The sequence below is a fragment of the Stella humosa genome, from assembly GCF_006738645.1.
In the GTDB taxonomy this organism is placed as follows: domain Bacteria; phylum Pseudomonadota; class Alphaproteobacteria; order ATCC43930; family Allostellaceae; genus Allostella; species Allostella humosa.
Genome location: NZ_AP019700.1, coordinates 132,537 through 145,439 on the forward strand (window position 1 = coordinate 132,537; position 12,903 = coordinate 145,439).

15 protein-coding genes are annotated in these 12,903 nt (G+C 70.2%); 13 read left to right on the forward strand and 2 right to left on the reverse strand.

The genetic code is table 11. From position 1 onward, the window contains the following. Positions 1-12 precede the first annotated feature (12 nt). From arsB to STVA_RS27490, 3 genes are all read left to right on the forward strand, one after another. On the forward strand, positions 13-1,035 hold the full coding sequence (arsB, locus tag STVA_RS00640; RefSeq protein ID WP_123690021.1) for an ACR3 family arsenite efflux transporter: 1,023 nt from the start codon (positions 13-15) through the stop codon (positions 1,033-1,035). After that, a complete protein-coding gene (locus tag STVA_RS00645) occupies positions 1,035-2,219 on the forward strand; it encodes an MFS transporter (protein ID WP_123690020.1) in 1,185 nt (394 codons plus the stop codon). Before arsB ends, STVA_RS00645 begins: the two co-directional genes overlap by 1 nt. A 176-nt stretch (positions 2,220-2,395) precedes the next feature. Further along, positions 2,396-2,674 (forward strand): DUF3325 domain-containing protein, encoded by a 279-nt coding sequence (locus STVA_RS27490; protein ID WP_170216475.1) that lies wholly within the window; start codon positions 2,396-2,398, stop codon positions 2,672-2,674. A gap of 44 nt (positions 2,675-2,718) precedes the next feature. Here the strand turns inward: STVA_RS27490 and STVA_RS00655 are convergent, their stop codons facing one another. Continuing rightward, positions 2,719-3,750 carry an aldo/keto reductase gene (locus STVA_RS00655; RefSeq protein WP_123690018.1) on the reverse strand — a complete coding sequence of 344 codons (1,032 nt, stop codon included), beginning with the start codon at positions 3,748-3,750 and terminating at the stop codon, positions 2,719-2,721. Positions 3,751-3,909: 159 nt separating this feature from the next. Between STVA_RS00655 and STVA_RS00660 the strand changes: the two genes are divergently transcribed. The 3 genes from STVA_RS00660 (at position 3,910) to STVA_RS00670 (ending at position 6,371) form a co-directional block, all read left to right on the forward strand. Then, complete coding sequence (locus tag STVA_RS00660; protein ID WP_197735753.1) at positions 3,910-4,458, forward strand: DUF3833 family protein; 549 nt, start codon at positions 3,910-3,912, stop codon at positions 4,456-4,458. 55 nt (positions 4,459-4,513) lie between these two features. After that, positions 4,514-5,080: a DUF3016 domain-containing protein gene (locus STVA_RS00665; protein WP_123690017.1), complete on the forward strand. Its 567-nt coding sequence runs from the start codon at positions 4,514-4,516 to the stop codon at positions 5,078-5,080. A gap of 82 nt (positions 5,081-5,162) precedes the next feature. Beyond that, on the forward strand, positions 5,163-6,371 hold the full coding sequence (locus STVA_RS00670) for a sensor domain-containing phosphodiesterase (protein WP_123690016.1): 1,209 nt from the start codon (positions 5,163-5,165) through the stop codon (positions 6,369-6,371). Here STVA_RS00670 and STVA_RS00675 read toward each other — a convergent pair. Beyond that, entirely contained in the window at positions 6,368-7,090 is a 723-nt protein-coding gene (locus STVA_RS00675) for a GntR family transcriptional regulator (protein ID WP_123690015.1), read from the reverse strand. The genes STVA_RS00670 and STVA_RS00675 overlap by 4 nt on opposite strands. 116 nt (positions 7,091-7,206) lie before the next feature. On the opposite strand from STVA_RS00675, the gene STVA_RS00680 reads away from it, so the two are divergent. From STVA_RS00680 to STVA_RS00710, 7 genes are all read left to right on the forward strand, one after another. After that, positions 7,207-8,088, forward strand: coding sequence for an NAD(P)-dependent oxidoreductase (locus STVA_RS00680; protein ID WP_197735755.1), 882 nt, complete (start codon positions 7,207-7,209; stop codon positions 8,086-8,088). A 2-nt stretch (positions 8,089-8,090) separates the two neighbouring features. Then, entirely contained in the window at positions 8,091-8,978 is an 888-nt protein-coding gene (locus STVA_RS00685; protein ID WP_123691257.1) for an NAD(P)-dependent oxidoreductase, read from the forward strand. A gap of 29 nt (positions 8,979-9,007) precedes the next feature. Further along, the gene (locus STVA_RS00690; protein ID WP_123690013.1) at positions 9,008-9,808 is read left to right on the forward strand and encodes a transporter substrate-binding domain-containing protein; all 801 of its coding nucleotides are present in this window, start codon (positions 9,008-9,010) and stop codon (positions 9,806-9,808) included. Between the two features lie 75 nt (positions 9,809-9,883). Further along, complete coding sequence (locus STVA_RS00695; RefSeq protein WP_123690012.1) at positions 9,884-10,789, forward strand: amidohydrolase family protein; 906 nt, start codon at positions 9,884-9,886, stop codon at positions 10,787-10,789. 7 nt (positions 10,790-10,796) lie between these two features. Beyond that, positions 10,797-11,480 (forward strand): amino acid ABC transporter permease, encoded by a 684-nt coding sequence (locus STVA_RS00700; RefSeq protein WP_123690011.1) that lies wholly within the window; start codon positions 10,797-10,799, stop codon positions 11,478-11,480. Between the two features lie 12 nt (positions 11,481-11,492). Continuing rightward, positions 11,493-12,140 carry an amino acid ABC transporter permease gene (locus STVA_RS00705; protein ID WP_123690010.1) on the forward strand — a complete coding sequence of 216 codons (648 nt, stop codon included), beginning with the start codon at positions 11,493-11,495 and terminating at the stop codon, positions 12,138-12,140. Further along, positions 12,127-12,903: an amino acid ABC transporter ATP-binding protein gene (locus tag STVA_RS00710; RefSeq protein WP_276330460.1), complete on the forward strand. Its 777-nt coding sequence runs from the start codon at positions 12,127-12,129 to the stop codon at positions 12,901-12,903. Before STVA_RS00705 ends, STVA_RS00710 begins: the two co-directional genes overlap by 14 nt.

Genomic DNA, 12,903 nt, shown 5'->3' on the forward strand with positions numbered 1-12,903 from the left:
GGGGCTGCCGCGATGGGCCTGTTCGAACGCTACCTGACGCTGTGGGTGGCGCTGTGCATCGTGGTCGGCATCCTGGCCGGCCAGGCCCTGCCGGGCCTGTTCCAGTGGCTGGGCACCGCCACGGTGGCGGAAGTGAACCTGCCGGTCGCGATCCTGGTCTGGCTGATGATCGTGCCGATGCTGCTGAAGATCGACCTGGCGGCGCTGGGCCAGGTCGGCGCGCACTGGCGCGGCATCGCCACCACGGTCGGGGTGAACTGGCTGGTGAAGCCCTTCTCGATGGCGCTGCTGGGCTGGCTCTTCATCGGCTTGCTGTTCCGGCCGTACCTGCCGGCCGACCAGATCGACAGCTACATGGCGGGGCTGATCCTGCTGGCGGCGGCACCCTGCACGGCCATGGTCTTCGTGTGGTCCAACCTGGTGGATGGCGAGCCGCACTTCACGCTGGGGCAGGTGGCGCTGAACGACCTCATCATGATCGTCGCCTTCGCGCCGGTGGTCGGCCTGCTGCTGGGCCTGTCCTCGATCCTGGTGCCGTGGGACACGCTGCTGCTGTCGGTCGGGCTCTACATCGTCGTGCCGGTGATCGTGGCGCAGCTCTGGCGCCGCGCGGCGCTGGCCCGTGGCGGTCCGGCCGGTCTCGACCGGACGCTGCGCCGGCTGGGGCCGTGGTCGCTGTCGGCGCTGCTGGCGACGTTGGTCCTCCTGTTCGGCCTCCAGGGCGAACAGATCGTCCGCCAGCCGACCGTCATCGCCATGCTGGCGGTGCCCATCCTGATCCAGGTCTATTTCAATGCGGGCCTGGCCTATTGGCTCAATCGCCGGCTGGGCGTCGCCTGGTGCGTCGCCGGTCCGTCCGCCCTGATCGGCGCCTCCAATTTCTTCGAGCTGGCGGTGGCGACCGCGATCGCGCTGTTCGGCTTCCAGTCGGGGGCGGCGCTGGCCACCGTCGTCGGCGTGCTGATCGAGGTGCCGGTGATGCTGTCCGTCGTCCATATCGTGCGGCGCTCGCGCGCCTGGTACGAGCGCGGCTGATGGCGTGGAAGGGGGGCCGTGCCACCGTCATCACGGCCCTGGGCACCACCCAGACGCTGAGTTGGGCGTCCAGCTACTACCTGCCGGCCGTCCTGGCCGACCCGATCGCCGAAAGCCTCGGCCTGTCGCGCGACTGGTTCTTCGGCGCGTTCTCGGCCGCCCTGCTGCTCTCCGGCCTGGTCGGCCCGATCGCCGGCCACGCGATCGACCGCCGGGGCGGCCGCAGCATCCTGGCCATCACCAACATCGTCTTCGCGGCCGGCCTGCTGCTGCTGGCCATGGCATCGAACCTGGCCGGGCTTGCCCTGGCCTGGGCGGTGCTGGGCCTGGCCATGGGCTTCGGCCTCTACGAGGCAGCCTTCGCCACCGTGGCCGGCCTCTATGGCCGCAACGCCCGCGGGGCGATCACGGGGATCACTCTCATCGCGGGCTTCGCCAGCACGGTCGGCTGGCCGGCCACGGCCTTCTTCGCGGAGGTCTATGGCTGGCGCGGCGCCTGCGTCATCTGGGCCGGGCTGCACCTGCTCCTGGCCCTGCCGCTCAACCTGCTGCTGGTGCCGCCGGCACCGCCGCCGCCGGCCGCGGGCAGTGCTGCGCCCCCCGCTGGCATCGGCGCGCCGCGCGCCATGTACATCCTGGCCGGCGTGTTCGCCGCCTGCTGGTTCGTCTCGACGGCGATGGCGGCCCATCTGCCGCGCCTGTTGCAGGCGCTGGGCACCACGCCGACGCTGGCGATCGCGGCCGCCGCCATGATCGGCCCGGCCCAGGTGGCGGCCCGGCTGATTGAATATGGCCTGCTGCAACGCTTCTCGCCGCTCACCTCGGCCCGCCTGGCGGCCGGCCTGCACCCGATCGGCGCCGGCATCCTGATGATCGTCGGCGGCCCGGCGGCGGCGGTTTTCGCCATCCTGCACGGGGCCGGCAACGGCCTGCTGACGATCGCCCGTGGCACCCTGCCGCTGGCGCTGTTCGGCCCGGCCGGCTACGGCCTGCGCACTGGTCTGATCGCCGCCCCGGCACGCATCCTCCAGGGCGCCTCGCCGCTGCTGTTCGGCCTCGTGCTGGACCGGGCGGGACCGCTCTGGGCCCTGACGCTCACCGCCAGCCTGACCGGCCTGTCGCTGGTGGCGCTGCTGTTCCTCCAGCCGCCGCGGCCGGCCAGCGAAGGCGCGGCCGCCCCATAGCGCCGCCCGTCGACCGCGGTCCTCCGGTAGGGGGCTGCGAGTCTTGCAATCGCCTCGCAGTAGCGATATTGCCGATCCCTGCCCGCCCCAGCCGAGGTCCCGATGCTCCAGACGTCCGCGATCGCGCCCGCCATCCTGCCCGATCGCCGGACGGGCATCGGATCCCCGGTGGCGGCGTGACCGGCACGCTCGCCTTCCTGCTGGCCCTGGCCGGGTTGTCGGGGCTGTGCCTGGCGATGGACCGGCACCATCGCGACCGTTTCGGGCGCGCGTCGGGCAGGGCGCGCCGCCGGCTGATGCAGGGGCTGGGCTGGGCCGGGCTGGCGGGATCGGCCGCCCTCAGCATCCTGGCCTGGGGCTGGGCCATCGGCCCGGTTGCCTGGTTCGCCCTGGCCACGCCGGCCGGTCTCGCCATCGTCTTCGCGCTGCCCTGGCTGCCGGCCGCGCGACGCTGAGGCGGACCGGCGCCCGATTGTCCGGGCGCCGGTCCGCAGCGGCCCTACTTGAAGGGCGGCGGGTTGCGGTCGCTGCTGGTGCGGCGCTGGTGCCAGTAGGGATAGGTCGGCGGGCGATAGCTGGCCTCGTCCAGGCGCGCGACCTGTTCGGGGGTCAGGACGAACTCGACCGCGCCCAGGTTCTCGCGTAGCTGCGCCTCGTCGCGGGCACCCACGATCACCGTCGAGACGGTCGGCCGGCGCAGCACCCAGTTCAGCGCCACCTGCGGGATGGTGCGCCCGGTCTCCTCGGCCAGGGTCTGGAGTACGTCGACGATGTCGTAGTGCTGTTCCTGCGGATACTCCGGCCCCATGGTGCCGAGCTGGGCGTGGCGGGAGCCGGCGGGGACGACGCGGTTGCGGCCGATCTTTCCCGACAGGCGGCCGCCGGAGAGCGGGCTCCACACCACCGTGCCGACCTTCTGGTCGATCCCGACCGGCATCAGCTCCCACTCGAACTCGCGGGCGAGCAGCGAATAGTAGGCCTGGTGGGCGACGTAGCGCGTCCAGCCGTAGCGGTCGGCGATCGCCTGCGCCTTCATCAGGTGCCAGCCGGAGAAGTTGGAGCAGCCGATGTAGCGCACCTTGCCGGCCCGCACGAGGTCGTCCAGCGTCCGCATCGTCTCCTCGATCGGCGTCAGCGCGTCGAAGCCGTGCATCTGCCACAGGTCGATGTGGTCGGTGCCCAGGCGCTTCAGGCTGGCCTCGCAGGCGGCGATCAGGTGGTGGCGGGAAGAGCCGACGTCGTTCGGCCCCTTGCCGACGCGGAAGGTCGCCTTGGTCGATATCAGCAGGTCGTTGCGCCGGCCCTTGATCGCCGCGCCCAGGATGTCCTCGGCCATGCCGACCGAATAGGCGTCCGCGCTGTCGAACATGTTGAGCCCGGCATCCAGGCAGAGGTCGACCATCCGCTTGGCCTCGGCCACGTCGGTGGCGCCCCAGGCGCGGAAGAAGTCCGTGCCGCCGCCGAACGTGGCGGTGCCGAAGCTGAGTGCCGGCACCATGAAGCCGGAGCCGCCGAGCAGTCGATATTCCATGTCTTCTCCCTCGCGCTGGGTATTGGACCGTTTCCCGGCCGCGATTGTCGCCGCGCCGCGCGCGCCGCACCACCCCCCAAAGCTGCATGGCCATCATGCCGGCGGAACCGCGGCGGCATGTCCCGGGTTGGCAGCGCAGCGAAAGCGGAGGCGACCGGAATGGCGATGGGCCGACTATGGCGGCGTGGCTGGGTCGCACCCCTGCTCGGCCTGCTGCTCGGGTGCTCGGACATGGACATCGACGATTTCGCCGGTCGTACGCCCACCCTGGTGCTGGAGGAGTATTTCGCTGGTCGCAGCGAAGGCTGGGGCATCATGCAGAGCCGCTTCGGCACCTTGCAGAAGCAGTTCCGCATCGAGGCCGAGGGGGTGTGGGACGAGCCCGCCCAGACCCTGCGCCTGACCGAGACCTATCGCTTCGATGACGGCCAGGTCGATCGTCTGGAATGGGCGATCCTGCGGCAGGAGCCCGGCCGCTACGAGGGCCGCGAGCCCGCCCTGGTCGGCACCGCCAGCGGTCGCCAGGCGGGCAACGCCTTCCATTGGGTCTACCAGCGCCGGTCGCCCGTGGCCGATGGCACGCGGCTCGGCTTCGACGACTGGTTCTGGCTGCAACCGGACGGCGTGTTGATCGCGCGCGCCTCCGTCCGCCGCTTCGGCCTCGAAATCGCCACCATGTCGGTCTTCTATCGGCGCCTGGATCGCTAGTGGCAAAGCGGTCCCGCCGTTCCATATCGCTGCCGTCGAACGTTGGAGGAGGTGCATGATGGTCTTCGTCCGCTCGATCGCCATCGCCGCCATGCTGGCGACGCCCGTTCTGGCTGCATTTTCGGCGATCCCGGCCCGCGCCGACATCGAGGTGCTATTCGCCGATCCCGCCCGCTTCACCGATGCCGGCCTGCACCGCGAGCGCGGCCTGCGGGCGACGGAGCCGACGGTGGAGGGACTTCACGAACATTTGAGCCAGCTCGGCCAGCGCCACCTGGCCCCCGGCCAGTCCCTGCGCATCGAGATTCGCGACATCGACCTGGCCGGCCGCTACGAGCCGTGGCGCGCCCATACCCGCGATGTCCGCGTGCTGCGCGACATCACCTGGCCGCGGATCGCGCTGCGCTGGGTGCTGGAGGAGGACGGCGTGCTGGTGGCCGAGGCCGAGGAGACTATCCGCGACCTGGAATACCTGACCCGCACCGCCGGCCGGCGTTCGGGCGACCTGCTGCACTACGAGAAGGCGATGCTCGACGACTGGTTCCGCAGCCGCATCGTCGAGCGCCGGCCGGTCGCCGGCGACGGCGCGCGGGGACGGGTCCAGCCCGCCGGATTGTTCTGATCGCGGATTGTTCTGATCATGTGATCGATTCAGTGCCCGCCAGCGTATACCGGGCCGCAAGATCGGAAATGTCGGGGTGGGAATGCCTGGGTTCGAGACCGCCTTGGGGGCGCTGGCCGGGGACTGGGACGAAGAAGACGTGGTCCAGGGGGCGCTGGTCGCCATCCGCAACCATCTCGGCATGGAGGTCGCCTACTTCTCGGAATTCGTCGACGGCCAGTCGGTCTTCCGGCGGGTCGACGCGCCGGGGCTGGAACACCTCATCAAGCCCGGCGATTCCCGCTCGCTCGACGACGTCTACTGCAACCACATCCTGGCCGGCCGCCTGCCCGGACTGATTCCCGATACCGCGCAGGAGCCGCTGGCCGTCGCCATGCCGATCACCGGCGCGGTGCCGATCGGATCGCACGCCAGCCTGCCGATTCGGTTGCGCGACGGCACCCCGTTCGGCATGTTCTGCTGCCTCAGCCCGCGGCCGAACCCGACTCTCAACCCGCGCGACCTGGAGACGATGCGGGTCTTCGCCGACCTGGCCGCCCGGCAGGTGAATGCCGAGCTCGACCGTCGGCGGGCTAGGCGCGACCGTCGAGCGGCGATCCACGCGGTGATCGATGCAGGGGCGTTCGCGTTCCTTTACCAGCCGATCCTTGACCTCTGCGGCGGCGGCATCGTCGCCTATGAGGCGCTCTGCCGCTTCACGCCGCAGCCCTATCGCTCGCCCGACCAGTGGTTCGGGGATGCCGCCGATGTCGGCCTGGCGGTCGAACTCGAGCTGAAGGCGGTCGAGGCGGCACTGACGGCTTTCGCGGTCCTGCCGGAGGGCGTGGCGCTCTCGGTCAACGTCTCGCCGGAAACGGCGGTCAGCGCCGCGCTGCCGGGCGTGCTCGGGACCCGGCCCATGCATCGGATCATCCTGGAACTGACCGAGCACGACCGGGTCGGCGACTATGCCCGGCTGGATGCCTGCCTGGGCCCGATGCGCCGCCAGGGGCTGAAGGTGGCCGTCGACGATGCGGGTGCGGGCTATTCCGGCCTGCAGCACATCGTCCGCATCGCGCCCGACGCCATCAAGATGGACATGAGCCTGACGCGCGGCCTGGACACCGACCCGGCCCGCCGCGCCCTGGCCAGCGCCATGATCTTCTATGCGCGAGAGACGGGGGCCACCCTGGTGGCCGAGGGGATCGAGACGGCGGGCGAACTGGCGACGCTCCGGGCGCTGGGCTTCACGCGCGGGCAGGGCTACCTGCTCGGCCGGCCGGCACCCCTGGCGACGGCCGCGATCTCCTAGCCGGGTGCGCTCTCGGGGGCGTCGGCCACCGAATCGCGCACCCGCTCCCAGCTTGCTTCCATGTGGGCGGCGAGCGCGGCGGCGGCCGCCTCGCCATCGCGGCGGTCCAATGCGGCGATGATCGCCTCGTGGTCGGCGACTGCGCCCGCCCAGCGGTCGGGCGCCTCGTTGCCGACATAGCGGATGCGCTTCAGGCGCGCCTGCAGGATGCCGTGGACATAGGCCAGCACCGCGTTGCCCGACGCGGCGAGGATGCGGCTGTGGATCTCCTGGTTCAGCTTGAAGTAGGGCAGCCGGTCGCGGGCGGCATAGCATTCCATCATCGCGTCGTGGACGCGGCGGATCTCCGCCAGCTCGGCGTCGCTGGCCTGGGCGCAGGCCAGCCGCCCGGCCAGCGCCTCCAGGCTGCCCAGGACCGACAGGGCGTCCTGCACGTCCTTGGGCGTGAAGCGGCGGACGATGGCGCCGCGCGCCGGCACCAGCTCGATCAGCCCCTCGCTCGCCAGGAACTTCAGCGCCTCTCGCAGTGGCGTGCGCGAGACGCCCAACGCGCGGCCGAGATTGCCCTCGTGGATGCGGCTGCCGGGCGCCAGCTCCCCCTCGATGATCATGTCGCGCACGCGGCCGACGACCGCGTCGTGCAGGTTCTGACGCACGATCGGCGGCCGCTCGAACCCGGCATCCGGCGGTGGATCCGTCAGCGCGGCGGGTTGATCCATGTTTCGCCCCATGCGTCCCATAGTAGCCAATCCTGCACGCTGTATGCAGCATTCTTGATACCGGCGCCGAATGCGGCTTAACTGCTGCCAGCGACTCTGGGGAGGGACGCCGGACAGTGACAGCAGTCGGATTCATCGGGATCGGCACCATGGGGCGCGACATGGCGCTAAACCTGCTTGCGGCGGGCCACCGCGTGCGGGCCTACGACGTGGTCGAAGGCGCGGCCGAATCGCTCCGTGCCCACGGCGCCGAGGTGGCGGCCAGCATCGCCGAGGCAACGGCCGGCGCCGACCTCGTCGTCACCATGCTGCCGGACACGCCGCAGGTCGAAGATGTCCTGCTCGGCGCCGGTGGCGTGCGCGACAACCCGCCGCCCGGCGGCGTCGTCATCGACATGAGCACCATCTCGCCCGAGGCAACGCGGCGCATGCATGCGGCACTGGCCGCGGTCGGCGTGGCGTTGCTCGACGGCCCCGTCTCCGGCGGGCCGATCGGGGCCAAGAACGGCACGCTCTCGATCATGATCGGTGGCGAGGCGGCAGCCTTCGAGAAGGCGCGGCCGGCACTGGAGGCGATGGGCAAGACGATCGTGCGCGTCGGCGACAGCGGCGCCGGCCAGACGGCCAAGCTCTGCAACCAGGTGATGGTCGGCCTCAATCTCCAGGCGGTGTGCGAGGCCTTGGCGCTCGGCCGGGCGGCCGGCGTCGACCCGGTCATCCTGCGCGAGGTGATGCTGGGCGGCTCGGCTGCGTCCTGGATGCTGGACAAGCTGGGCACGGCGATGATCGCCAAGGACGACCAGGCCGGTTTCCGCATCGACCTGATGCTGAAGGACCTGCGCCTGGTGGGGGAACTCGCCTTCTCGCTGGGCGTGCCCCTGCCTGGCACGGCCCTGGTCACCAGCCAGTATCTCGACGCCCGCGGCCATGGCGAGGGCGGCAAGGGCAACCAGGCGCTGTTCCGCGTCTATGACCGCATGACCAACCAGGAGCCATGACGATGACGGGCGGCCGCCCGCGCCTGGGCTATATCGGGCTCGGGCTGATGGGCACCGAGATGACCCTGCGGCTGCTGGAGCGCGGCTGGCAGGTCACCGTCTGGAACCTGGAGCCCGAGCGCGTGCCGCCGATGGTCGCGGCCGGCGCCGTCGCGGCCGCATCGCCGGCCGAGGTCGCCGGCGCCAGCGACATCGTCCTGATGTGCGTGCTGCACATGGCCGCTGTGGAGGCTTGCGTCTTCGGCCCGGGCGGGATCGCCGAGGGCGCGGCACCCGGCAAGATCCTGGTCGACCATTCGACCGCCCATCCCGGCCGCACTGCCGAGCTGGCGCGCCGCCTGCGCGACGAGACCGGCATGGGCTGGGTCGATGCGCCGGTGTCGGGTGGCACCGTGGCCGCGCGCGAGGGTTCGATGACCGTGATGGCCGGCGGGGCCGCGGCCGACATGGCGACGGTGGCGCCGGTCATGGCCGACCTTGCCGCCAACTTCACCCACATGGGCCCGTGCGGTGCCGGCCAGACGGCCAAGCTGATCAACCAGGCGATCGTCGGCACCAACTACGTGCTGATGGCCGAGGTGCTGGCGCTGGCCGAGGCGTCGGGCATCGACGCCGCCCGCCTGCCGCAATGCCTGAAGGGCGGGCATGCCGACGGAACCCTGCTGCAGCAGCTCTACCCGCGCATGCAGGCGCGCGACTTCGACCCGCCGCGCGCCTATGCCCGGCAGTTGCTGAAGGATGTGCACGCGGTGGAGGAGTTCGTGGCCGGCCTCGGCCTCGACCTGCCCCTGGTCACGGCCGCCGTTCGGCGGCACGATGCCCATGTCACACCGGAAAATGCGATGGTCGACCCGGCTTCGATCATCCGTCTCTACGACAAGAAGAAATGACCAAACCCCATAACCCCTAGGGAGGGAACATGAAGCTCTCGAACCTGCTCCGCGGCGTCGCGATCGCCGCCGTCACCTTGCTGGCCGTGGCTCCGGCCGTCCATGCCGATGCGCTGGACGACATCCGCAAGGCCAAGAAGATCCGCATCGCCATCGATTTCGGGGTGCCGCCCTATGGCATGACCGACGACAAGATGCAGCCGGCCGGGTCGGACGTCGACACCGCCCGCGCGCTCGCCAAGGACTGGGGCGTGGAGCTGGAGATCGTGCCGACGACGGGCGCCTCGCGCATCCCGTCCTTGCAGACGGGCAAGGCCGACCTCGTCATCTCCACGCTGTCGATCACACCCGAGCGCGCCAAGGTCATCGACTTCTCGCTGCCCTACGCCACGCTGCGCACCGTCATCGGCGGCACCAAGTCCATGAACGTGAAGTCGCTCGAGGACCTGAACGGCAAGACCGTCGGCACGACCCGCGGCACGACCCACGACACCTATCTCCAGCAGGCGGCCAAGGGCGCCAAGATCGTCCGCTACGAGGACGACGCCACGGCGACCCAGGCCTTCGTCAGCGGCCAGGTCGATCTGTTCAGCACGGCCGAGCTGCTGCTGGCCCCGGTCGCGGCCAAGAACCCCGGCCGCAATCTCGAGATGAAGTTCGTGCTGCAGGTCTTCGACCTGGCGGTCGGCGTGAAGAAGGGCGAGACCAAGCTGCTCGAAGAAGTGAATGGCTGGATCCGCGCGAACCTGAAGAACGGCAACCTCAACACGATCTACAAGAAGCACCATGGTCATGACCTGCCCGAGCAGGTCGTCAAGGCCGCCGGCTGACCGGAAGCGAAAGCGATCGGGGGCGGGCCTGCCGCCCGCCCCCTCCCTGCCGCCAACCGGAGAGCCGCCAGCGCCATGGCCAAGCCGAGGATCGTCGACGCCCACCATCACTTCTGGGACGCGGAGCGCAACTACCATCCCTGGCTGCGCGACCAGCCGCCGATCCCGTTCCGCTATGGCGACTATAGCGGCCTGCGCCGTGTCTACCTGGCGCCCGACCTGCTGGCCGACGCCGCGGCCTACGATGTCGTCGGCACGGTCTATGTCGAGACGGAGTGGGACCCGCGCGATCCCGTGGGCGAGATGGATTATGTCGCCCGGCTGCGGCGCGAGAGCGGCCTGCCATCGGTCGCCGTCGCCCAGGCCTGGCTCGACCGCGAGGACGCGCCGGCGTTGCTGGAGCGGTTGGCCGGCTTCGACTTCGTGCGCAGCGTGCGGCACAAGCCGCGCGCCAACCCCGCGCCCGGCGACGGCCGGCCCGGCGGCATGGCCGACCCGGCCTGGCGCGCGGGCTTTGCCGAGCTGGCCCGGAACGGCCTGCGCTTCGACCTGCAGACGCCCTGGTGGCACCTGCACGAGGCGGTCGACCTGGCGCGCGCCTTTCCCGACACCACCATCATCCTGAACCATACCGGCCTGCCGGCCGACCGCAGCGCGCAGGGAATCGCCGACTGGCGCGCCGCGATGGCCGGCGTGGCGGCCTGCGACAACGTCATGGTCAAGATCTCCGGCGTCGGCGTCCGCGGCCAGCCCTGGACGGTGGAGGCCAACCGCGAGATCGTGCTGACGACGATCGACCTCTTCGGCACCGACCGGGCGATGTTCGCCAGCAACTTCCCCGTCGACGGGCTGTGCGCCAGCTACGACGAGATCTATGGCGGGTTCGAGCGCATCACGGCCGGGTTCGCGGCCGAAGAGCGCGCGCGCCTCTTCTGCGACAATGCCTGTCGCATCTACGACCTGACGCCGCGCGGGGGCTGAGGGTCGGATGTCCTACGAGTTCGACTTCGCCTTCCTGGCCGACCGCTGGCCGGATTTCCTGGCCGGGGCGTGGCTCACCATCCAGCTCACGGTGGTCGCGATCACGCTGGGCTTCGCGCTCGGCACCACCTGCGCCGTGCTGCGCGTCTATGGCCATCCGCTGGTGGCCCGGCTGGTCGGCGCCTATGTCGAGATCATCCGCAACACGCCGCTGCTGGTGCAGATCTTCATCGTCTATTTCGGCATCGCCACGCTCGGGCTGAAGCTCAGCGCCGAGATGTCGGCCATCATCGCGCTGGTGATCAATGTCGGCGCCTACACGACCGAGATCATGCGGGCCGGCATCGAATCGATTCCCCGCACCCAGGTCGAGGCGGCCGACTGCCTCGGCCTGAAGCGGCTGCAGGTGATCCTCCATATCGTCCTGCTGCCGGCGATGGAGCGGGTCTACCCCGCCCTCAGCAGCCAGTTCGTACTGCTGATGCTGGCCTCCAGCATCACCTCGCAGATCTCGGCCGAGGAGCTGACGGCGGTCGCCAACCTGATCCAGTCGGACACCTATCGCAGCTTCGAGGTCTATATCGTGGTGGCGATCGTCTACCTCGCGCTGTCCTTCCTCTACCGGTTCGGCTTCTGGGTGATCGGCGCCTTCCTCTTCGTGCGCCGCCGCCGCCTCGGCACGGCGCTCTGAGGGGCCGGGCAGATGCGCGAATTCAACAGCTTCCACCTGCTCTACCTGCTGGATGCGGCCAAGTGGACGATCGCCCTGTCGCTGATCGCCTTCGTCGGCGGGGCGGTGCTGGGGATGGTGCTGGCCCTGTGGCGCCTGTCGAAATGGCGGGCGCTGCGCTGGCTGGCGATCGGCTACATCCAGCTCGTTCAGGGCACGCCGCTGCTCATCCTGCTGTTCCTGGCCTATTTCGGCCTGGGCATCCTGGGCGCCAAGCTGGAACCGGTGGTGGCGGCCGGCCTGGCGCTGACGCTCTATACCGGCGCCTTCCTGGGCGAGATCTGGCGCGGCTGCATCCAGTCGGTGCCGAAGACGCAGTGGGAGGCGTCCGACTGCCTCGGCCTTGCCCGCTTCCAGCAATATGTCTGGGTCATCCTGCCCCAGGCGGCGCGCATCGCCATCCCGCCCACGGTCGGCTTCATGGTCCAGGTGGTGAAGAACACCTCGCTCGCCTCGATCATCGGCTTCATCGAGCTGGCCCGGGCGGGCCAGATCGTCAACAACTCCACCTTCCAGCCGTTCCTGGTCTTCATCTGCGTGGGGGCGATCTACTTCGCGCTCTGCTACCCCCTGTCGGTGGCCAGCCGCTATCTCGAGAGGAGGCTCAATGTCGCGCGCTGATGCCGCTGCCGCGGCCATGCCGGAGGCAAGCCAGCCCATCGTCCGCGTCACCGGGCTGGAGAAATCCTTCGGGCCGCTGAAGGTGCTGGACGGCGTGTCCTTCTCGGTCATGCCGGGCCAGATGGTGGCGGTCGTAGGCCGCAGCGGCTCGGGCAAGAGCACGATGTTGCGCTGCCTGAACGGGCTGGAGGACATCCAGGGCGGCACGATCGAGATCTGCGGCCACCAGGTCGGCCGGCCGGGTAGCTGGAACAAGGCCCAGTTGCGCAGCGATGTCGGCATGGTCTTCCAGAGCTACAACCTGTTCCCGCACCTGACCGTCGAGCGCAACATCACGCTCGCCCTGACCCTGGTGCAGAAGAAGCCGCGGGCCGAGGCCCGGCAGGTGGCGCTGCGCGTCCTGGACCAGGTGGGGCTGGCCGAGAAGGCCGCGGCCTATCCCGAGCAGCTTTCGGGCGGGCAGCAGCAGCGCGTCGCGATCGCCCGCTCGCTGGCCCTGTCGCCCCAGGTGATGCTGTTCGACGAGGTGACTTCGGCGCTCGATCCCGAACTGACGGTCGAGGTGCTGAAGGTGATGGAGGACCTGTCGAAGGGCGGCATGACGATGATCCTCGTCACCCACGAGATGGGCTTCGCGCGCCGCGTCGCCCACACCGTCATCTTCATGCACCAGGGCCGGGTGTGGGAGACGGGGCCGACCGCCGAGCTGTTCGCCCGGCCGCAGACGGCTGAGTTCCAGCAGTTCGTCGGCAGCGTGCTGTAG

Excerpts from the sequence above, each read along its gene's own strand:
- STVA_RS00705 (WP_123690010.1), top strand. The coding sequence starts at position 11,493 with ATGCGCGAATTCAACAGCTTCCACCTGCTCTACCTGCTGGATGCGGCC.
- STVA_RS00655 (WP_123690018.1), bottom strand. The coding sequence starts at position 3,750 with ATGGAATATCGACTGCTCGGCGGCTCCGGCTTCATGGTGCCGGCACTC.
- STVA_RS00700 (WP_123690011.1), top strand. The coding sequence starts at position 10,797 with ATGTCCTACGAGTTCGACTTCGCCTTCCTGGCCGACCGCTGGCCGGAT.
- STVA_RS00710 (WP_276330460.1), top strand. The coding sequence starts at position 12,127 with ATGTCGCGCGCTGATGCCGCTGCCGCGGCCATGCCGGAGGCAAGCCAG.
- STVA_RS00690 (WP_123690013.1), top strand. The coding sequence starts at position 9,008 with ATGAAGCTCTCGAACCTGCTCCGCGGCGTCGCGATCGCCGCCGTCACC.
- arsB (WP_123690021.1), top strand. The coding sequence starts at position 13 with ATGGGCCTGTTCGAACGCTACCTGACGCTGTGGGTGGCGCTGTGCATC.
- STVA_RS00685 (WP_123691257.1), top strand. The coding sequence starts at position 8,091 with ATGACGGGCGGCCGCCCGCGCCTGGGCTATATCGGGCTCGGGCTGATG.
- STVA_RS00665 (WP_123690017.1), top strand. The coding sequence starts at position 4,514 with ATGATGGTCTTCGTCCGCTCGATCGCCATCGCCGCCATGCTGGCGACG.
- STVA_RS00695 (WP_123690012.1), top strand. The coding sequence starts at position 9,884 with ATGGCCAAGCCGAGGATCGTCGACGCCCACCATCACTTCTGGGACGCG.
- STVA_RS00645 (WP_123690020.1), top strand. The coding sequence starts at position 1,035 with ATGGCGTGGAAGGGGGGCCGTGCCACCGTCATCACGGCCCTGGGCACC.
- STVA_RS00660 (WP_197735753.1), top strand. The coding sequence starts at position 3,910 with ATGGCGATGGGCCGACTATGGCGGCGTGGCTGGGTCGCACCCCTGCTC.
- STVA_RS00670 (WP_123690016.1), top strand. The coding sequence starts at position 5,163 with ATGCCTGGGTTCGAGACCGCCTTGGGGGCGCTGGCCGGGGACTGGGAC.
- STVA_RS00675 (WP_123690015.1), bottom strand. The coding sequence starts at position 7,090 with ATGGATCAACCCGCCGCGCTGACGGATCCACCGCCGGATGCCGGGTTC.